The 19575-nt window shown below is 70.8% G+C and carries 19 protein-coding genes; 7 read left to right on the top strand and 12 right to left on the bottom strand.

The features are described 5' to 3' along the window. Positions 1 to 154: 154 nt before the first annotated feature. The 4 genes from AC5K6T_RS23280 (at position 155) to AC5K6T_RS23265 (ending at position 3623) form a co-directional block, all read left to right on the top strand. Positions 155 to 1060: a LysR family transcriptional regulator gene (locus tag AC5K6T_RS23280; protein WP_493211869.1), complete on the top strand. Its 906-nt coding sequence runs from the start codon at positions 155 to 157 to the stop codon at positions 1058 to 1060. A gap of 88 nt (positions 1061 to 1148) precedes the next feature. Then, positions 1149 to 1631 carry an NUDIX domain-containing protein gene (locus AC5K6T_RS23275; protein ID WP_493211867.1) on the top strand — a complete coding sequence of 161 codons (483 nt, stop codon included), beginning with the start codon at positions 1149 to 1151 and terminating at the stop codon, positions 1629 to 1631. A gap of 348 nt (positions 1632 to 1979) precedes the next feature. Continuing rightward, positions 1980 to 2891: a GNAT family N-acetyltransferase gene (locus AC5K6T_RS23270; RefSeq protein ID WP_493211865.1), complete on the top strand. Its 912-nt coding sequence runs from the start codon at positions 1980 to 1982 to the stop codon at positions 2889 to 2891. A gap of 279 nt (positions 2892 to 3170) precedes the next feature. After that, the gene (locus AC5K6T_RS23265; protein ID WP_493211863.1) at positions 3171 to 3623 is read left to right on the top strand and encodes a GNAT family N-acetyltransferase; all 453 of its coding nucleotides are present in this window, start codon (positions 3171 to 3173) and stop codon (positions 3621 to 3623) included. Positions 3624 to 3761: 138 nt separating this feature from the next. Here the strand turns inward: AC5K6T_RS23265 and AC5K6T_RS23260 are convergent, their stop codons facing one another. From AC5K6T_RS23260 to AC5K6T_RS23235, 6 genes are all read right to left on the bottom strand, one after another. Further along, complete coding sequence (locus tag AC5K6T_RS23260) at positions 3762 to 5135, bottom strand: serine hydrolase domain-containing protein (protein ID WP_493211861.1); 1374 nt, start codon at positions 5133 to 5135, stop codon at positions 3762 to 3764. Positions 5136 to 5421: 286 nt separating this feature from the next. After that, positions 5422 to 7107: a phosphoenolpyruvate--protein phosphotransferase gene (locus AC5K6T_RS23255; RefSeq protein WP_493211859.1), complete on the bottom strand. Its 1686-nt coding sequence runs from the start codon at positions 7105 to 7107 to the stop codon at positions 5422 to 5424. After that, positions 7104 to 7766, bottom strand: a complete 663-nt coding sequence (gene dhaL, locus AC5K6T_RS23250; protein ID WP_493211857.1) for a dihydroxyacetone kinase subunit DhaL — start codon at positions 7764 to 7766, stop codon at positions 7104 to 7106. Before dhaL ends, AC5K6T_RS23255 begins: the two co-directional genes overlap by 4 nt. Before the next feature lie 134 nt (positions 7767 to 7900). Next, positions 7901 to 8899, bottom strand: a complete 999-nt coding sequence (gene dhaK, locus AC5K6T_RS23245; RefSeq protein WP_493211856.1) for a dihydroxyacetone kinase subunit DhaK — start codon at positions 8897 to 8899, stop codon at positions 7901 to 7903. Beyond that, on the bottom strand, positions 8896 to 9666 hold the full coding sequence (locus tag AC5K6T_RS23240; protein WP_493211854.1) for an MIP/aquaporin family protein: 771 nt from the start codon (positions 9664 to 9666) through the stop codon (positions 8896 to 8898). The genes dhaK and AC5K6T_RS23240 overlap by 4 nt, the downstream gene beginning before the upstream one ends. Positions 9667 to 9992: 326 nt before the next feature. Beyond that, the gene (locus tag AC5K6T_RS23235) at positions 9993 to 10772 is read right to left on the bottom strand and encodes an IclR family transcriptional regulator (protein WP_493211852.1); all 780 of its coding nucleotides are present in this window, start codon (positions 10770 to 10772) and stop codon (positions 9993 to 9995) included. A gap of 60 nt (positions 10773 to 10832) precedes the next feature. On the opposite strand from AC5K6T_RS23235, the gene dhaM reads away from it, so the two are divergent. From dhaM to AC5K6T_RS23220, 3 genes are all read left to right on the top strand, one after another. Continuing rightward, entirely contained in the window at positions 10833 to 11225 is a 393-nt protein-coding gene (dhaM, locus tag AC5K6T_RS23230; RefSeq protein WP_493211851.1) for a dihydroxyacetone kinase phosphoryl donor subunit DhaM, read from the top strand. Then, positions 11209 to 11517 (top strand): HPr family phosphocarrier protein, encoded by a 309-nt coding sequence (locus AC5K6T_RS23225; protein ID WP_493211849.1) that lies wholly within the window; start codon positions 11209 to 11211, stop codon positions 11515 to 11517. Before dhaM ends, AC5K6T_RS23225 begins: the two co-directional genes overlap by 17 nt. A gap of 75 nt (positions 11518 to 11592) precedes the next feature. Then, complete coding sequence (locus AC5K6T_RS23220) at positions 11593 to 12063, top strand: ATP-binding protein (protein ID WP_493211847.1); 471 nt, start codon at positions 11593 to 11595, stop codon at positions 12061 to 12063. Positions 12064 to 12346: 283 nt separating this feature from the next. Here the strand turns inward: AC5K6T_RS23220 and AC5K6T_RS23215 are convergent, their stop codons facing one another. Genes AC5K6T_RS23215 through AC5K6T_RS23190 form a run of 6 tightly spaced genes read right to left on the bottom strand, consistent with a single transcriptional unit; the run spans position 12347 to position 19453 of the window. Further along, entirely contained in the window at positions 12347 to 12742 is a 396-nt protein-coding gene (locus tag AC5K6T_RS23215) for a hypothetical protein (RefSeq protein ID WP_493211846.1), read from the bottom strand. Between the two features lie 39 nt (positions 12743 to 12781). Then, entirely contained in the window at positions 12782 to 13096 is a 315-nt protein-coding gene (locus AC5K6T_RS23210) for a hypothetical protein (RefSeq protein WP_493211844.1), read from the bottom strand. Between the two features lie 39 nt (positions 13097 to 13135). After that, the gene (locus AC5K6T_RS23205; RefSeq protein ID WP_493211842.1) at positions 13136 to 15493 is read right to left on the bottom strand and encodes a TniQ family protein; all 2358 of its coding nucleotides are present in this window, start codon (positions 15491 to 15493) and stop codon (positions 13136 to 13138) included. Then, a complete protein-coding gene (locus AC5K6T_RS23200) occupies positions 15493 to 16611 on the bottom strand; it encodes an AAA family ATPase (RefSeq protein WP_493211840.1) in 1119 nt (372 codons plus the stop codon). Before AC5K6T_RS23200 ends, AC5K6T_RS23205 begins: the two co-directional genes overlap by 1 nt. Then, positions 16608 to 18737 (bottom strand): TnsB C-terminal domain-containing protein, encoded by a 2130-nt coding sequence (locus tag AC5K6T_RS23195; protein WP_493211839.1) that lies wholly within the window; start codon positions 18735 to 18737, stop codon positions 16608 to 16610. Before AC5K6T_RS23195 ends, AC5K6T_RS23200 begins: the two co-directional genes overlap by 4 nt. Then, positions 18734 to 19453 (bottom strand): TnsA-like heteromeric transposase endonuclease subunit, encoded by a 720-nt coding sequence (locus AC5K6T_RS23190; RefSeq protein WP_493211837.1) that lies wholly within the window; start codon positions 19451 to 19453, stop codon positions 18734 to 18736. Before AC5K6T_RS23190 ends, AC5K6T_RS23195 begins: the two co-directional genes overlap by 4 nt. Positions 19454 to 19575: the final 122 nt, after the last annotated feature.

Here is a 19575-nt window from a genome sequence, read left to right as displayed (position 1 = left end):
GACCGTCCTCGGTTCTGCGCGCGAAGAACCGCGCGCACAAGGCTAGTTGACTCTGTGTCAGTGTCCAATCACAGCAGCGACAGCAACCTATCGACTTATTTATAGTGGGGCCCTGCCCAAGGCTGGAGGAGGGCGGAGAAGGGGAGGGTGCGCCATGGACCTGGCCTTGCTGCGCACGTTCGTCACCGTGCACCGGGCCGGTTCCTTCACCCGCGCCGCGGCCCTCCTGGGCCTGTCCCAGCCGGCCGTCACCTCTCAGATCCGTACGCTGGAGCGGCAGCTGGGTCGCCCCCTGTTCCTCAGGCAGGCCCGCGGGGTGACCCCGACCACCATCGGCGACGAGCTTGCGCACAAGGCGGCGCCGCACCTCGACGCGCTCGTCGGAATCGCCGAGAGCGGGCTGGACGAGACGTCGTCGCTGCGGACCCTGCACCTGGCCGGTCCGCCCGAGTTCACGGCCGAACGGGTGCTTCCCACGCTGATGGAGCTGACGGGTGAGTCCGGGCAGGCCTTAGCCCTGCGCGTCTCGTTCGGACATGCCGACGGCACGCTCGACGGGCTTGCGGCCGGACACCACGATCTCGTCATCAGCACGGTGCGGCCGCGCGGCTCGCTGCTCACGGCGACCGCGCTCTGCGACGAGGAGCATGTCCTGGTCGCCGCCCCCTCCTGGGCGGAACAGACCGGGCACGGCCCGCTGCCCGGCAAGGACGCCTCCGCACTCGAGGGCGTGCCGGTCCTGGAGGTGCACGACTCGCTGCCGTTCGTCTCCCGCTACTGGGCCTCCGTCTTCGACTGCCGTCCCACCACCTCGGGCACGGTCGTCGTCCCCGATCTGCGGGCCGTCCTCGCCTGCGCCCGCGCGGGGGCGGGGCTCGCCGTGCTGCCTCGCTATCTGTGCGCGCCCGCCCTGGCGACGGGGGACCTCGTCGCTCTGCACGACCCCGCCGTTCCGCCGCTGCGGACGTACTTCCTGGTCGTCCGCACGGGAACGCTGGCGATGCCGCACATTGCCCGCGCCTATGAGCGGCTGCTGCACACGGCAGCCGGCTGGAGCTGACCAGGCGCCGGGCACCCGTCACGCGACAGGACGGATTGGTCACGTTCTGCGATGTTTCACGTGGAACCAGCGGGGCCACATTTCTCCCATGACCGTCCGACCCGTGGTCAAGCGCACAGCCCGTGCCGTCCTGCTGGACGGCGACGACCTGATCCTGATCAAGCGCACCAAGCCGGGCATGGATCCCTACTGGCTCACCCCGGGTGGCGGGGTGGAGCCGGACGACCCGACCGTCGTCGACGCGCTGCACCGTGAGGTGTACGAGGAACTGGGCGCCAAGATCACCGACGTGGTGCCCTGCTTCGTCGACACCGTCGAGCACATCGGCGAGGACGGCGGCGCGACCGGCGTGAAGGTGCAGCACTTCTTCGTCTGCCGTCTGGAGTCGATGGACCCCAGGCTGCGCCACGGGCCCGAGGTCGACGAGCCCATCGGCGAGTACGAGATCGTCCGAGTGCCCTTCACGCGCGTCGGCATCGCCTCCGTACACCTCGTACCGCTGTCGCTGCGTCACTTCCTGGACGGAAACATCGAGGGAGTCCGCGCCATGCACGCACCCGATCTGGGCTGACCGGAGGCCGAGCCCGCGGGCGTCCGCCACCACCGGTTTCCGGCGTGCCGACGGCCCCGCGGCGGAGACGACGTGCCGACGCTCTCCGGTCCGGCTCCGGGACGACCCCGAACACCGTGTGACGGCGCGTCACGGCCGGGGAGGAGTCGGCCGGGATCTCCCCCGCAGCGTCTCCAGGAGCGCGCAGCCGCCGGCCGACTCGGCGTCGGCCGGTGTTCGCCGATGTTTCACGTGAAACACCGCGTATCCGCTGACCTGGCGTGCCTGTGTCGTCGGGTGGCCAAAAGCGCCCACGTGCCCTCCGAAACAGGTGGACGTCAAGGGTGCCGGTCGGACAGCCTAAGCGGCGTGCCGACACCTTCCCTCTCCGCTCTGCCCATTCGTCGCCTGACGCTGCGTGACCTCGCCGCCTGCGCCGACCTCTCCGAGAACAGGGGGTGGCCGCGTGAGGAGCACAAGTGGGGTCTCCTGCTGACGGCCGGGAGGGGGTACGGCATCGACGCCCCCGGGGGCGGGCTGCTCAGCGCCTGCGTCGTCACCGTGTACGGCCCGCAGGACCGTCCCGCTCTCGCGGCGGTGGGCATGGTCCTGGTCGCGGAGCGGTATGCCCGCCGGGGCGTCGGACGGCGCATGATGCGGCACGTGATGGCGTCCATGGGCACCACGCCCCTGACCCTGCATGCAACCCCGAACGGGCTCCCGCTGTACGAGGAGCTCGGCTTCAAGGTCACGGGACGCGCCGAGATGCTCCGTGGCTCCTTCCGGCCCGGACTCCCTGTGGACCCTCTGAACCGGGTGACCCCGGTGGGCCCTGAGCACACGGCGTCCGGCGTCGCGACCCGGCCGGCCACCGCAGAGGACGTTCCGGCACTGGTCCGGCTGGACGAGCCCGTGTTCGGCTGCGACCGCACGCACATGGTGACCCGGCTGCCGGCCTTCGCGGACCTGCTGCACGTCGCCGAGGAGGACGGCCGGATCACCGGCTACGCCGCCGCCTGGCCCAACATGGAGACCCATGTCGTGGGCCCGCTCGTCGCCCGGGACACCGCCACGGCCAAGGCGCTCGTCACCTCGCTCGCCGCATGCACGGACCGGCCCCTGCGCACCGACATCGACGTACGGCACACCGAACTCATCGACTGGGCCAAGGACCACGGGCTCGTCTCCGTCGCCTTCAACGCAGTGATGACTCATGGCATCGGGGATCTGCCCGGCGACTGGCGGCGCCGGTTCGCCCCCTTGACCGTGGCGGCGGGCTGACACCCCGGCAGAGCGCCCGGGGCCGGGCGCACAGGTGCTTCGGGATCTGCCCTGGCTCTCACGCCGGGCCTGGGCGCCTCCCGGACGGACTCCGCTGTTCACTCCGCAGGGCAGAGGCCGTCACGGAGCGCGGCACCGCTTCTCCGCGCGCGCGGACCGGCGACCACGGTGCCGGGCGCGCCACCCGTACGGTGCCCGGAGCGCGCCGCCGCCCTGCACCCCGAACCGGCCCTGCCCGCACACATCATGGAGACCTCCGGGCGCGCGTAGGGTGCGGGCATGGCAGATCTTGAGATACGGCCCGCGCTGGCGGGCGACATCCCCGCGATCGTCGCACTGCTCGCCGACGACCCGCTGGGTGCCGGGCGAGAGTCCCTGGACGACCTGGCCCCGTATCGGAAGGCCTTCGAGCGGCTCGCGGCCGACCCGAACCAGCACCAGGCCGTGGCCGTACGCGAGAACCGCGTCGTGGGCACCCTTCAGCTCACCGTCATCCCCGGGCTGTCCCGCAGGGGCGCCTCCCGGGCCGTCATCGAGGCCGTACGCGTCCACGCGGACGAGCGCGGCAGCGGACTGGGCACGCAGTTCATCGAGTGGGCGATCGAGGAATCGCGGCGGCTGGGCTGCCAGTTGGTCCAGCTGACCTCGGACGTGTCCCGCACCGACGCCCACCGGTTCTATCAGCGGCTCGGCTTCAGCGCCTCACACGTGGGCTTCAAGCTCCAGCTCTGACCCGGGGGCGGGGTGTTTCACGTGAAACACCCCCTCACAGCCTCGACGTCCCACTCGCCCGGCCCCCCCCCGAGGCAGCGCACCTGGTGCTGTGACCGGAAGGGTCCACCCGCTCGGCGGGCTCTTCCGGTCACAGCACTACCCGATACCCCGCCAGCCGCCGGGGTCCACACCGCCGGGTACCTCGGTGCCGGACTCGTAGGGCGTGCGGGTGAAGTGGAAGGAGCCGAGGTCCAGATGGCTCACGCTGCCGTCGGACCGGCGCACGGCGCGCAGCGTCTCGCCTGCGAAGTAGCCCTCCAGACCCGTCCACGTCCCGTCCCCGTCGCGGCGGAAGCGGGAGCGGCGTCCGGCGGACGACAGCGGCTCCAGGGAGAGCAGTCCGTCGGCGGTCAGCCGCAGTGCGAAGGCGTTCGTTCCCCAGTACCAGGCGCCTGCCAGTTCGAGCACGGCCGGATCGGCCTCCCGCAGGGGCCGCCAGGGTGCGGGGACACGGGGTTCTGCGTCGGCGACGATCCCGACGAGTTCGGCGCCCAGTACCGAGAGCTGGGGTCCTGAGGTGCAGTTCGCCAGAACGACCGCCGCGACGTCGTCGGCGACGCAGAGGGTGAGGTTGGCGAGGAATCCGGGCAGCGAGCCAGAGTGGCCGACGAGCAACCGGCCGTCCCGGTGCTGGAGCTGCAGTCCGAGCCCGTAGGCGAGGTCGGTGGCCTCCGCGGGGGCGGCGGGGGACCGCATCTCCCGCAGGCTCTCCGCCCCCAGCACACGGGTGTCGCCGCGGGCCAGGAAGGCCGCGAACCGGGCAAGATCCCCGGTGGTGGACCAGAGCTGGCCGGCCGGCGCCATGCGTCCCAGATCCTCCGCTGGCTCCGGCATCAGCACGTCGGCCCACGGATGCACCGCCCAGCCGGCTGCGTACGGGGGCTGCGGCCGGCCGCTGGTGCGCGTCAGGCCGAGTGGGTCGAGCACCTCTCGCCGCAGCACGCCTTCCCAGGGCGCCCCGCGCAGCTTCTCGACGAGGGCGCCGAGCACGGTGTAACCGGGATTGGAGTAGTGGAAGCGCCGCCCCGGGGGGTGCAGGAGAGGGCGTTCGCCGAGGACGTCGGACAGCTCCGGGCGCAGGGAGCCGGGGGTGCGCTCCCACCACGGAGCAGGGGACTCCGCGGCCAGTCCACCGGTGTGGGCGAGCAGCTCACGGATCGTGGCCTGTCCGGCGCCGGTGCCCGGCAGGTGCTTCTCCAGCGGGTCACCGAGGTCGAGTACCCCCTCGTCGCGCAGGCGCAGGACGAGCACCGCGGTGAACGTCTTGGTGATCGAACCGATCCGGTACTGCACGTCCTCGCCCGCCTCGGGCCCGTCGGCCGGCGTCCTCGCCCCGTGCCAGACCGCCGTGCCGTCACGGACCACGGCCGCCACCAGCGACGGGGCGCGTCCCTCGGTCTGGGCGGTGGCGAGGCGGTGCAGCAGTGCCCGGCGGGTGGCGGGCAGCAGCTCTTGCTGTGGTGGTGTCATGGGCCCAGTCCACCCGCTCGGAGCGTTCTCCGTCGAGCCGGATTTCCCCTGGACGGCGGCGGGAGCCGCGCTGTGGGCCGACTCGGCGTCATGGGCTGCGCCGGGTGGCGTCGGCGGGGCCCCGGGGGGGGGCCGGCCCGCCCGCCCGGCGAGGTGGCGGTAGGGCGGGCCGGCCGGCGGTGAGGGAGGGGCGGCGTTCCACCCCGGCGTTCCACCCCGGCGAGGGCACCGGCAGGCACTGCATCGGGCGAATCGGCGGGCTTCTTCCAGGTACGGCCCCTTCCCCTCAGGGCAGTGAGGGCCGGCAGCACTGCTCGACGAGCCGCCAGACCTCTTCGGGCGTTCCGCGGGTGCGGGCGACGGCGGCCAGGGAGGCGCAGGTGGCGTGGTGCAGCCGGCGGATGCGTGCGCGGACCTCGTCGAGGGCGGCGGGGCCGACCGAGAGGCTGTCGCAGCCGAGGCCGATGAGGAGGGGGGTCACGAGGGGGTGTGCGGCGGCATCACCGCAGACCGAGACCTGGCGGCCGTGGCGGTGGGCCGCGGTGACGACGCGTGAGATGGCGTCGAGCACGGCGGGGTGTGCCGCCATGGCGGGGGTGGCGGCGGGGTCGCGCCGGTCCAGGCCGAGTATCTGGCAGGTGAGGTCGTTGCTGCCGATGGAGAGGAAGGAGGCTTCGCGGGCGAGGTCGTCGGCCGCGGCGACCGCTTCCGGGAGTTCCACCATGATGCCCAGGGGTGGCACCGGTACGCCGGCCTCGGTGGCCGCCGCCTCCAGGAGGCGGCGGCAGGCACGCAGTTCGTCGACGCTCGCGACCATGGGGATCATGATGCGCAGGTCGGTGTCGGCTCCGGAGCCGAGCAGGCTGCGGAACTGGTCCGCGAAGGCGTCCGGTTGGGCGAGCATGAGAGGGAGGCCGCGCCCGATCCGCGCACCCTGGACGCGGGAGAGGAACGGCGGCAGCTTGTCGTCGGCGAAGTCGAGCGTGCGGGCCGTGACGACCTGACCGGTGAGAGCGCGCAGGACGGGGACGAGCGTGGCCGCGTGCTGTGCGCGGGTCGGCCAGGCGGGATGGTTGAGGAAGGGCAGCTCGGTGCGGAGCAGACCCACGCCTTCCGCGCCGGTGGTCATGGCCGCCCGGGCCTCGGCGGGCGTGGCCACGTTGGCCCGCAGCACGACGCGGTGCCGGTCGAGTGTCTCGGCGGGCAGGTGACGCTCTTCGGCGAGGGCGAGCCGGCGCGCTCGGGCGGCTTCCATCGCGTGCAGGGCCCTGGCGCGTTCCCCGTCGTCGGGGCGGGCCACCGCGGCGGCCTGGTCCGCGTCGAGCAGGATCTCCTGCCCGTCCGACAGTTCCAGCAGCTGGGGGTCGACGCCCAGCAGGAACGGGACGCCCAGCGAGCGGGCGACGATCGCGGCGTGGGAGTTCGGGCCGCCCGTCACGGAGATGGCGGCTGTCACGGTCAGTCCGGGTTCCAGCAGGTCGGCGGCGCCGATCTCGTGGGCGACCAGGACGAGGGGCTGGTCGGGGGCGGGGCCGGTCCCGCCGTGGAGGTGCGCAAGGACGCGGCGGCCGACCTGCCGGACGTCCGCGGCGCGTTCGGCGAGGGTGGGGTCGTCCAGGGCGGCGATGGTTCCGGCGTAGGCGTCGATGGCCTGGCGGACGGCGACGGGCACCGGCCGGCCGTCGTCCGCCCTCTTGAGGACCTGGTCGCGCAGATCCTGGTCCTGCGCGATGTAGCTGTTGACTTCCAGGATGTCGGCCTGTTCGTCCTTGCCCTGCTCGCGCAGCGAGGCGGACAGGTCGAGCAGGCGGGCGGCGACGGTGTCGAAGGCCTCGGTGATCTGCTGCGCGGGGTCCCCGCCGGTGCGGTGCGGCAGCACCGCTCTGGCCGGGGGCCGGTCGGTGCGGTGGACGACGCCGAGGGCGGTGCCGGGTGCGGCAGCGCGCCCGGTGTAGATGTGGCGGCCGGTCATCGGGTCCCCAGTGTCTCGGCGAGGTCCCCGAGTGTCTCGGCGAGGGCACGGAAGACGAGGGCGGTGGAGGTGGCGCCCGGGTCCTGGTGGCCGATGCTGCGGGCGCCGAGGTAGGAGGCGCGGCCCTTGCGGGCCTGCATCGGGGTGGTGGCGCGCATGCCCTCTTCGGCGGCGTCGGCGGCGGCCACGGCCGCCGCGGCCGAGTCGTCCCCGGCATCGGCCCGTTGCCGGAAGGCGGCCAGTGCGGGAGCGTAGGCATCGATCATGGTCTTGTCGCCGGGTGCGGCCGCACCGAGCTTCTGGATGCTCGCGAGGCCCGCCGCCAGCGCGGCGGCGATCTGCTGTGTGTCGGCGGTGGACGTGTCCAGGGCCTTGCCGATGGCGCGGAAGGCGCCGCCGTAGAGCGGTCCGGAGGCGCCGCCGACGGTGGAGATGAGGGTGGTGCCGGTCTTGACGAGTACGGCCCCGACGGTGTCCGGGCGGTAGTCGGCCAGGGCCGTGACGGCGGCGGAGAAGCCGCGGTGCATGTTGGTGCCGTGGTCGGCGTCGCCGATGGCCGAGTCGAGCTGGGTGAGGTGGTCCTTGTGCTGGTCCACGGCGGCTGCGATGGCCTGCACCCAGGTGCGGGCGAGGTCGGTGTCCACGGGGTCTCCGTTCATGGTCGGTACGGGGCTGGCAGGCGGTGGGGTGAGCCGGGGGCGGGGCGGACGCGGAGGGTGCGGTCCGGGCGGGCGGACAGCGGGAAGGACCCGGCCCGGCCCTGGCGTCGCACGTGGCCCGCCCCCGGCTCGGTTCAGATGCCCCAGCGCAGGGCCGAGGTGTTCACAGGCGCGTCCCACAGAGACAGCATGTCGGCATCGGCCCTGCACACGGTGAGGGAAACACCCGCCATGTCCAGGCTGGTCACGTAGTTGCCGACGAGGCTGCGGGCGACGGTCACGCCCTTGTCCGCGAGGGCGGCGGCGACCTCGCTGAAGACCACGTACAGCTCGATGAGCGGGGTGCCGCCCAGGCCGTTGACCATGACGACGGTCTCGTCCCCGGCGTCGAGGGGCTGGTCGGCGAGGATCGCGTCCAGGGCCACGGCCGCGATGTCCCTGGCCGGACGGAGCTTCTCGCGGCGCCGGCCGGGCTCCCCGTGGATGCCCACGCCGACCTCCATCTCGTCCTCGGGCAGGTCGAAGCCGGGCTTGCCGGAGGCGGGCGTGGTGCAGGCGGTCAGCGCGACGGCGAAGGACCGGGAAGCGGAGTTGACCCGCTTGCCCATGTCGGCGACCTCGGTGAGGCTGCCGCCCTGCTCGGCGAGGGCTCCGGCGATCTTCTCGACGAAGACGGTGGCGCCGGTGCCGCGGCGCCCCGCGGTCCAGGTGGAGTCCTGGACGGCCACGTCGTCGTCGACCAGGACGGTCTCCACCGTGATGCCCTCCTCGGCGGCCAGTTCGGCGGCCATCTGGAAGTTGAGGACGTCGCCGGTGTAGTTCTTCACGATGAACAGCACGCCCGCGCCGCCGTCGACGGCCTGGGCCGCCGCCAGCATCTGGCCGGGGACGGGAGAGGTGAACACCTCGCCGGGGCAGGCGGCGTCCAGCATGCCCCGGCCCACGAAGCCGCCGTGCAGCGGCTCGTGCCCCGAACCACCGCCGGAGACGAGGGCGACCTTGCCCGGTCTGGTCTGTGCGGCGCGGGCGATCACCTTGTTCTCAGCGTCGACCCTCAGGCCGGGGTGGGCTGCGGCGATCCCGGCCAGCGCCTCGGTCAGCACCGCTTCGGGGGCGTTGATCAGCTTCTTCACGACAGGGCTCCTTCAGTGGCTGCGACCGGCCTGGTCGCTGTCTCGGTGACGGCGGTGACGGCGCGGCGGGTGTTCAGGGCGACGTAGAGGAGACCGGCGGCAACCGCGCCGACGACTTCGGCGGCCAGGTAGACGGGCAGTTGTCCCCAGTGGACCGTGCCGCCGAAGAGCTCGCCGGTGATCATCGGGCCCAGCGTCCTGGCCGGGTTGATCGACGCCGCGGTGGCGGGCGCCACCGGGATGATGATCGCGAACACGCCGAGCCCGATCGCCAGTCCGGCGAAGCCGCCGGCCGCGCGGCGGTCGATGGCGCCGAAGACGATGAAGGCGAGGATGAAGGTGCCCACGGCTTCGGCGAAGAACGCCTGGCCGGGGCCGACTCCGGGGCCGTAGGCGGCGATGCCGAGACCGACGTCGACCGCCTTCTTCCCCAGCACGCCGACGATCGCGAGCGCTCCGAGGACCGCCCCGGCCACCTGGGCCGCGATGTAGCCGGGTACGTCTCGCCAGGGCATCTTCCTCGTCGCGGCCAGCGCCAGGGTGATGGCCGGGTTGATCTGGCAGCCGGAGACATGGCCGATCGCGTAGACCATGGCGATGACGGCGGTGGCGAACGCCAGCGAGATCATGCCCAGTTGCGCCATGGTGAACGGGGCGTCGCCGCCGACGATGAGCGCGGCGGGGACCGAGCCGACGCCGATGAACACCAGCACCGAGGTGCCCAGCATCTCGGCGACGAGCTTCTGTGGGTAGGTGTTTTCTTCCATGGAAGGCGCCCGGCGCCGAGCGACGGCTCGGGCGTCTCACCTCCTCCGCGTGGAGCGGGCTGTGAAGGGAGGTGGCCGCCAGGTGGTCGGGGTCGGGCAACCTGGCGGCCGCTCAGGGGAAAGTCGGCGGCTTGATATCTCCGACTGCAGAGCGTTCACTATGGATGAACGTTGTTCCGGAAATTAACTCCACGTTTCCGGCCTGTCAAGAGGTTCGGCAGCCCTCGCACTCCGGCGGCACGGGAAAGGCCCCTCGGCAGGTGCCGAGGGGCCGGGGCCGACGGGCGGGACGGGTGCGGACGACCGCGGCCGGACCGCGGGCCGGATCAGGTCATCGCGCTGCGCGCGGCCGCTCCACGGGGGGCGCCCAGGTCGCGGGAAAGGTTCCGGGCGGTCTCCCGGACCGCGACCGCAAGCTCCTGACGTGCGGATTCGGCGAGCAGCCGCTCGACGGGGCCGACGATGCCGAGGGCGCCGACCACCTCGCCGGAGCGGTCGAAGACGGGAGAGGCGATCCCCGCGTCCCCGATGGCGGACTCCTGGTCCTCGACCGCGTATCCCGTCCTGTGGACCTCCTTCAGCTGGCCGGCCAGCTCCTGGGGGTCGGTGATGCTGGCGCCGGTGAGCACCGCCGGTTCGCCCGCGAGGAGCCGCTCACGCTCGCCGGACGGGAGGAAGGCCACGACGGCCTTGCCCAGGGCGCAGGTGCTCCACGGGATGCTGGCGCCCACCTCGAGGATCTGCACAGCCCCCTCGGGACGGAACGCATGGTGCACCACCAGGACGTGGTCGCCGGTGAGCACGGCCACCCAGACCGCCTCGTTCGCCCGGTTCGCGAGCTGGTCCGCCCAGGTCAGCGACCGGGTCCGCAGCTCCTGGGTGTCCAGGTAGGCGTTGCCCAGCTGCACCAGGTCGGGTCCGAGCTGGTACTTCGAGCTGTCCCGGTCCTGCACCACCAGCCCCTCGGCCTCCAGCGTGCGCAGCAGCGCGTGAACGGTCGGCTTGGCCACGCCCAGGCGGTCTGCCAGCTCGGTCACTCCGAGCCGGGGACCGGTGGACGCGAGCTCCCGCAGGATCTGCACCGCCCGTTGCACCGCCTGCACCATCGAAAGTTCTCCTTGGTTCGCTATTGCTGAACGACGTTCCGAGATTTACGATAACTGTTCATGAGCACATCTGTCGGCATCGTACTCGTGTCCCACAGCGCGGAGCTCGCCGCAGGCCTTCGCCTGCTGGTGGAGCAGATCGGCTCCGACACGGTTCCCCTCGCCACCGCCGGAGGCACCGACGACGGCCGCATCGGCACCAGCTACGACCTCGTCCTCGACGCCCTGCGCAGCGTCGACCGCGGCGCGGGCGTCGTCCTCCTGCCCGACCTCGGCAGCTCCGTCCTGACCGCCCGCACCGTGTTGGAAGACCACCCCCGCCCGGACGTCCTGATCGTCGACGCCCCCTTCGTCGAAGGAGCCGTCGCGGCCGTCGTCACCGCCGCGTCCGGCGCCGACCTGAAGACCGTCGCCGACGCCGCCATGGAGGCCCGCCATGTCCGCAAGCTCTGACTCCACCGCCACGGGTGCCACGAGCGCCACGACCGCCTCCCCCCGTGAGACGGCCGTCGTCCTGCCCGCCCATCTGCACGCCCGCCCTGCGGGTCGACTCGCCCGCGCTGCAGCCGGGTTCACCAGCGCCATACAGCTGGAACACGCCGGCCGCACGGTCAATCCGACCGGTGTCCTCGCCGTGATGGGCCTGGGCGCCACGGCCGGAAGCACCGTGACGGTCCGCGCCGAAGGCCCCGACGCGGAACAGGCCGTCACCGCGCTGGCCGGCATTCTCGCCACCGCCGAGTGACCCGCTGCCACGCCACCGCTCCGGACGAGCCGCCGACTCCGCCATGAAGATCCGAGACGAGTGGAGGTGGCCGAGATGACCACCCTGGCCCTGCCCACGTCCGACACCGGCGTGGACCCGCCCCCGCGGGCCGAACACGTCTGCCCGGTTCCGCACATCCCGGAGGGCGTCTTCGCCGTACGCCGCCGCGCACGCGCGGTCCTGTCCCGCTGGGCCCTGCCCACGGGGACAGCCGACGACGCCCTCCTGGTGATCTCCGAGCTCATCACCAACGCGATCGCCCACGCACGGCCCCCTGCCGTGCTGCGGCTGTCCCTGTCCGGGAGCGGCGGCCGGCGGGCCCTCCTCGTCGAGGTCACGGACGCCGGGCCGGTACACCGGCCGCGCCCGTCCCCCGGTCCGCGGCCCGCCGCCCACGCGGAGCAGGCGGAGCAGGCCGAACACGGTCGCGGGACCGGCATCGTCGCCGCCGTCGCCAGGCGTCACGGCACGTCCCGCCGTCCCGGTGGAATCACCCGATGGGCGGAACTCTCCCCGGCGGACTGACCCGGGCGGTGCCGCCGCCACACGCCCCCGCGGCCCCCGCCCCGCCGGGCGGCCCGCCCACGCGAGAACCGCGGGACGAACCGCCGCGCGGCGGGTGTGACGCCCCGGAACGCCCCGCGTTCGGTGAACCACGCTGCCGCTGTAGGTTCTCACTTTCGGTATCATGCGCCGACGCTATGACCTGGAGGCTTCCCTCCAGTCTCACGACGTGTCGGCAGGCGGCTGTCTCAGATCGGTGTCATTTCCTCAGACTGTCCAGCGGGCTGCACCACTGCCAGGGGCGTCACGAACCTGCTTCGACACCCATCCGTTCCACCCACTCACGCACGGACACTGCTCGCTCGATACGGCCGACGATGTCTTTCTTGGACGCTGTGTCCAGGGTCTCCGGGATCTTGTCGAAGGTGCCGGGAAGGACGTCGAGCAGACCCAAGATCTGCTCTCCGGTGTTGACGGTCAACAGTTGCTGGCACCTCCACTGCAGCGGCATCTCGGGACGGTGCGCAAGCCGCTGCACGATCGTCGGGAACAGGTAGTGCGTCGCCTCCGCGGCGAGGTGCTCCCGGAGCCAGTCGACCGGGAGCCGCTGGCTGAAGCCATGCATGGCGGCCTCCTGGGCCAGGTCCAGGAGCTGAGCGGTGTCGGCGGCTCGGACGGTGCGGGGAAGGGGCGGGGCCATGTCGCGATGATGCCAAGAAGCCAGTGCGGCGCCGAGAGGTCAGCTGGGCCGGGATTCGATCTGCTGACGGGCAGAGCCCCAGACATCCTCGAACTCCTCGAAGGTGAGTTGTTCGGGGTCGTGGCCTTCCCATTCCGAGACGGGCAGCTCGGCGGTGATCCCGAACCTGCTGTCGTACTCATGCGGGTGGCCGGCGTCTTGGGCCCGCTGCCACTCAGCGAGAGAGGCGGCTGCGACCGGCGTCAGCTCGGGCCCTTCGAGTTCGACCTGCCGGGTCACCCAGCCGTCAGCGTCGATTTCGAAGTAGAACCAGGTGTCTTCTTCATCCCAGTAGCAGCGCATCCACGTTGTCACAGGACCATGATGGCGTTCGCGGTGCCATGCGTCCGAATGTCAGATGCATGTTCGACTGCGCTCGCCGGGGTGGAGGAAGGTGCGGTGGCTTGGGCCCCCTGGAGGGCGGAGGGGGATGCCGTGACGGTGGGCCCAGACGTTCATGGCTGAGACGCTGATGCCCTTCTCCCGGGCGAGTTCGGGAAGTGGACGCTTGCGGGACACGTACTGCTCGAACAGCCATGCCCGTTCGATGTTGGTGCGACGCCGTCCTTGAGGAGGCCGGACCGCGATGCCGTACTCGCGGGCGAGTCGGCTGATGGTCTTCAAGGTGAATCCGGTGCTCTCTGCGATGGTCTTGAACGACTGGAGTTCGACCTCATAGAGGTGCCTGAGTGTCTTGTCGGGCAATACGGCGCGAGCGGCGTGCATGACGCGGCCGGTGCCGTAGTCGCTGCGGCGCCGACGCGGCAGGCCGGGGGCCGGGTGCTGGTCCAAGCAGTGGTGGGCGGCTTCGGCGGTGGTGGCCAGGGCGCGTGCTGCCCGTCGCAGTGAGAGGTTGTCGACGCGAACGAGTCGGTGGAGTTGATGCAGGTCGATTCCGTGCGGGTCCGGACCGGGGAGGCTGAGGCCGACGAGCAGGTCGGCGGGGGGTTCCCAATCGGTCGGCTCGTGGATGCCGTTGTCGGTGAGGAAGGACTGGCCGGCTTGGTCCAGTGCTGCGGCGAGTTCGGGTGTCTGGACTTTCGCAAAGCGGGTTATCTCGATGCCGAACTGGTAGTCGTCCTCCCGCGCGACGGCAGGCGCGAGACGGACGGGGAGTCCGCTGAGGCGTTGGAACAGGATGCAGCGGGCCACCTTCCCGCGCCGGCCGAGGCCCGGAGTGACTCCGGCAGACCGGGCGATGGCCTGCCATTGTCCCTCGGGTAGCAGACTGTCGTAGCGGAGCCGTCGGCGGCGGGCGTAGTCAATGGGTCCGGGGTGATGGTCGAGATGGTCGGCAAGCCGGTCCAGTGCGACATGGACAGCGGGCCAGCACGGGTCGTCCTGCATGACTTGCAGGACGCGGGAGATCGTCAGCGCGTCGGTCGCCGAGCCGAGTGCGTGGGCGGCCTGGCGATGTTCGAGGTGGGTGCCGACCAAGAGAAGGGCCGCGGACAGGACTGATTGGAGAACCGGGAGTTGGATGGCCTGTTCCGGGCTCAGCCGCAGGGCCCAGGAACGCCAGAGCATGGAGGGAGTGCGGGCCGCGCGGGAGCCGGAGAGGGCGTCGCCGTTGGCAGGTCGTCTCGGAACTGTGTTCACCGTGCGGTAGCGAAGTTGGAAGCTGGGTCTGAGCGAGGGGCCGAGGGCGGCCAAGTGGACGGACTGAAGCACCGGGCTGATGTCCTGGCCCCATTCGTCGACAGTCGTCGTGCTGATCTGCGACCGATTTTCGCGCAGGTCGTCCAGGAGCGGCCGCATAGCGGCTCCCGCGCGGGCGAAGTCGGGTTGGGCGAGGACGTGCAGGGCGGCGGTGACCGCCAATGCGGTGCTGGCCGCGTGCGGGGGCGCCATGAACCCGGGACGGGTGGTCTTTCCCGGGGCGGTCGGTGCGTCCCGCCGGGTGGCGTCCTGGTGGGCGGTGACGAGGTCTCCGGGCAGCCTGTCGGCGAGTTCGGCCGGCGGAACATCGAGGGTGCAGGCGCCGAGCGCGCGGACGTCCGCGAGCAGGCGTGCCGCTGGTTGTAGATGGTTCGCGTAGACGCCGAAGTCCGCGCGGTCCGCGTCGATCGCGGCGAGGAGCCTGCGCTGAGCCGACAGCGCCGGGTGGGACTCGGGGAGGAAAAGTGTGCGCGCTGCGGTGAGGTCGCCCAGGCAGCGGACGCGCCTTCCGTTGCCTTGACCGGGCCGTGGGTTGCCGCAACGGCCGGGTTCCGGGACGAGGTAGCGCGAGGGCGGCTCTCGTCGTTGGGGGCGTTCGCATGCGGGGCAGTTGTCGGCCAGCATTCTGCGGTGCCGCGGGCAGGCGAAGGCCCAGCCCAGGCGCCACCACAGTTCCCAGCGTCCGCCGTTCGCGGCGAGGCAGTCGGGGCAGAACCGCGATCCTCGGCCGCGGCCCCAAAGGGCCGAGCGGTTCACCAATCCGGTCGCCGTGTCGATCATCAGCGCCGTGCCCTGGTAATGGGAGTTCGTCATTGTGTTGACCTGTCGCGTGCTGACGCCGGTGGCGAACGCGATGGCAGCGGCCTCCCGCGGCAGCAGGGTGATCCCGCGCTCTGCCGGCAGGGGACGGCCTTTTCGGGCGGGCAGGCCCAGCCCGGCCATGAGGTTCCCTAGCGGGGTGTGCAGCCGGTGCGCCAGCGCTTCGAGCCAGGAATCGAGGGCTTCGCCGGGCAGCGGTTCCAGCCTCAGCGGCAGTGTCCTCAGCCGCGTCATCACGCCTTCCTCATGCGGGCGGGCCGAGGCCGGCTCGTCAGCCGGTTCGCCTCAAGGGCCAAGGCAATTTCGCGTCGGGCGTGTTCGGATGCCTCGTCGTTCTTCACCGCGTCGAGAAGGGCGCGGGAGAGGTGTTCCGTGCCGGTGCGGACCGCGCGCTGGCACCCACGGTTGATCAAGGTCATCAACGACCCGATGTGGCCGGTGCTGCGAGCGAAGAGGTAGTCCGAGAGATCGTCGGCGAGCATCCCGGGGTGTTTGTCGGCGAGGACCACACGCTGTTCGAGAGTCAGCAGCATCTGCCGCCATTGAAGACGTCCCGGCTCGTCGTCGATCGTGAAAGGCGGCATGCCCAGCCTGGTGGTGCGGCGCCCGGTCTGGGCCAAAGCAGCGTCGCCGCTGGCGCCTCCCTCGCTGAACAGTCCCTTGCCAGCGAGCCCGACACCGATCATCACCAAGGTCACCGGGAACTCGTTGGCTATCCACTTGAGGTGGTTGCTGACCTCGACCCCGGTCGAATTGCCCCACTTGAGGAAGTGGAGGTCGTCGAGGACGAGGAGACGAACCTCGCAGGACAGCACACAGTCGAGAGCCTGCTGGCCCAATTGCGCGGTGGTTCCCCGGAACCGTCCCGGATGCCCGAAGAACTCCAGCAGGGCCCGGTTCAGATCCTTCATCCCGGTGTTGCCCGTCAACCCCACCCGGCAGACGGGCCAGCGTTCATCCCCGGCGGACGTGAACTCCCCTTGTTCCGCGATCTCGCGGCGGTGGAAGTCGCGGGCGAATGCCAGGACCGAAGTGGTCTTGCCCAATCCGGGAAAGGCGTCGATCGCCACGGCGCCCTTGGCTTTGTCGCCGTCTTGCAGGTTGCTGTCGACGATGTCCCACAAGTCTTCGTGCAGTTGGGCCAGTTGCGGGGTTTTGATCGGCCCGATATTGGCATGCCATAGCCGACGCAGCAGGTCGTACTCGATCCTCGCGGCGTCACCGAGCGCCTTCAGCGCAGTTCGCGTCAACGTCTCGGGCTGAATCCGGCGCCGGGTCCGAGCGAACTCCCTGAAGTCCTCCTTGCGGGACAGAGCCAGGTTCTCCAGGACCAGCGGAACGGCCGTGCTCACACGTCCTCCAAGGCATCGGCGTAGAAGTCGTTCTCCTCGGCGACGTCCTCCAGATCGGCCTCGTCGTCATCCCCCGTCTCCGTCACCACATCGGGTTCCTGCGGTTCCGTGGTCTCCTCGTCCTGACCGAGGGCCTTGCGTACGGACGGAAGCGAGACGACCATCTCCACCTCACTCTCCGGAAGTTCGATGGCGGCCTGCTCGCGCGAGAGCCGCAGGGCCATGCGCCGCTCGGCGATCGTGGTGCCCAGTCCGAGGTTCCACCGCTGAAGCAAATCGGCGACAGCGAGCCGGTCGTCGGGGAAGCGATACTTCGAGGCGGCCAGCTGCCGGGCGAATGTCAACGCGTCCTCGCTCAGTGGCATCTTGGCCGACGGTGCGTGCTCCCAGGTCAGGGTGTGCCATTCGCGGGTGTCGGGGTTGCGGAAGTAGATCTTGGTGATGTCGTCGGGGTCCACTTGGAACGGCCAGCCGTTCTTGACCGGACTGTCGTAGGGGCTGCGGACGCCCGGCTCGGGCAGGCCGGGTCCGCTGTAGCGGCGGCGGCCGATCTCGACCCCGTAGTGCTGGACCGTGCGCCACTTCGTCTGCAGGAACTCAAAGGCCAGGTCCCGGTCGCGGGGCGCTTCGATGTAGCCCGCCCGGGCCATGCCGTGCTCGAACATCTTCGCCGGGGACATCCGCAGCCCCGGCAGGCCCGGATCGACCAGGCTCGAGTGCGGTCTGCAGTGATAGACCACCGCGGTCCACTCCCAGATGATTGCCTCAAGCTCGTCGAGGAAGAAGAACGCGTCGTCCTCCGGACTCTCGCCCCGCGAGTGGATGTCGGGCCCCTTGTAGCCGGGCAGCACCTGCAGCAGTCCTTCCCGCAGGGTCCGGAAATAGCGCTCCACCGGGCCCTTGTCGCGGCCCGTTCGTAGCCTCGCCGGCTGAATCGAGATGCCCATCCGGCGGCAGACGCTGGTCAGATGCTCCGAGACGTAAACCTTGCCGTGGTCGACGACCAGCGTCTCGGGGACCAGAGGAGGCGAGGCGAGCCCCGGCCCGGTGACGCCCTCGACGTCGACCAGGACGGTGCGGGGGATGCCGTGCTCGGGCCAGACCGCGTGTCGCGGCCAGTCCCGCCCCGCCGGCCTCGGCCGAAACGACTGGAAGAGCACCGCGCTGACATCCACCGCCTTCGTCGAGACCGGCGTCAGCCGGATCCCCGTGATGCAGCGGGTGTACCAGTCCATCCCGACACTCAATTCGGCCTGAACCCACTTGAGCGTCAGCGGGTCGAATGCGAAGACGTCCAGGCGGGTGGAGTCCATCAGCAGGTACTCGCCCGGCCGTGTCGGCCGCAGCTTGCCGTACTGACCCTCCGGCCGACCTGCGATATCCCGGTTGCGCTTCGTACTCAGCCGGAACAGCGGATGTCGTCGCTCCAGCTCCTCCAGCAGCCGAAATGCCGTCGCCCGACTCGGCTGCGGCACCACACCCTCGCCGAACCGCGCGATCACCCGAGCCCGAGTCCGCTCGATCACCATCGTCCGCGACGGCCTCGACTGATCGGTGTGCTCGACCATCACCTCCACCGCGGTCTCCACCCACCGGTCATCGACCGCGATCTGCGACTTCCGAGTCGGCCCCTTCTTGGGCGCGAGGCCAGCCTCTCCGTGATCCCGGAACTCGGCAATCCACCGCTTCAAGGTGCGCAAGCCCACTCCGAGTTCGGAGATCTTCGCCGCGTATCTGGCCTCCAACGGCCTCTCCGGCGAGTACTCGGAACGAGGTTCCCCGTCGCGTGCGAGTTCGGGGCTGCCGGACCGATACCCCGTCAGCACCTCGCGAACGTGCTCAGCTCGTTCCAGGACCTTCCGCTTCTCCGCCTCGGCAAGCTGCCCGAGAACCACTGAGGCGATCTCACCCTCGTCATCCGCCGACGGCCCCGGACCGTCAGGACTGATCACAGCGCGGTCGGAGAACAGCAGTTCCTTGAGAGACAGCCTCAGAAGTCGCGCATGGCCATCCTTCAAGACCACTTCGTTGCCCGCCGTGGTTGCAGCCATCTCCACCACCTCGACGGACTCCCCGTCGTAGCGGAAGCGCGTACCGACTCCAACTCGTGCCGCAGCCCTGCTCACGCCGCCCTCCTCAGGGTGTGCGAAGGACTGAGCGGCCGGTCGAGATCGGTGACTAGAACCTGCGTCCAGAGCAAATGGTGCATAGCAGCACGGACTTGAGGCACCGGACGGTCCGGCAGACAGCCCGCGGCCTGCCCCAGAAGGAGCCCGTCAAGATCCGCATCCCGGAGCTCTTCCAGAGCCTCACGGCTGAACAGCCAGTCCCTGCGGTAACCCGCCAGGAACCGGATGTTCTCCAGCTCCACGGCCGGAGGCTCGCTCCAGACCTCGTACTTCCATCCCCGCGATTCCACCGCCCGCCGGGTCCAGCCGAAAGTGAACTCCACCTCCGGCTTGGACAACCGGTGCAGCGGCTTGACGTCGACGACCACCGGCACCTGCCCAGTGAGCAGGAGATAGTCCGGAATGTGCCGACGCACCTTCCCCTCCAGCACCGTCTTCAGCAAGAAGGGCTGGGCCACGATGCCGCGTACGGACGGATCGAAGTCAGCAAAGAGCAAGCGCGACAGTTCCAGGCGCGACTCGTAGATCACGTGATCGCGCATCGTTGCCGACCAGTAGGTGCCCGAGTAGTGCTTCTGGCCCTTGTACCAGCGAAACGTCCGCCACGGACGAGCCGACTGCAGGAGGTCGACAGGTGCCGTACTCCAGTCCCGGTCCTCCGCGAGAACACCACGCTGCTGACGGATGCTGACCGTCGCAGTGACGCTATCCATCGCACACCCCCAGCCCACGGGCGATACCCCGCACAGCCAAGGGTGTCAGCGGAACATCGGTGGGCGGAGCGAGCCGGAATCCCCCTCACCCAAAAGGGTGAACGCTTCGACCAGTGAGTCTC

Source organism: Streptomyces sp. B8-7 (assembly GCF_058833805.1).
The sequence above is the reverse complement of the archived record's forward strand: the minus strand, read 5'-3'. Positions and strand labels throughout refer to the sequence as shown.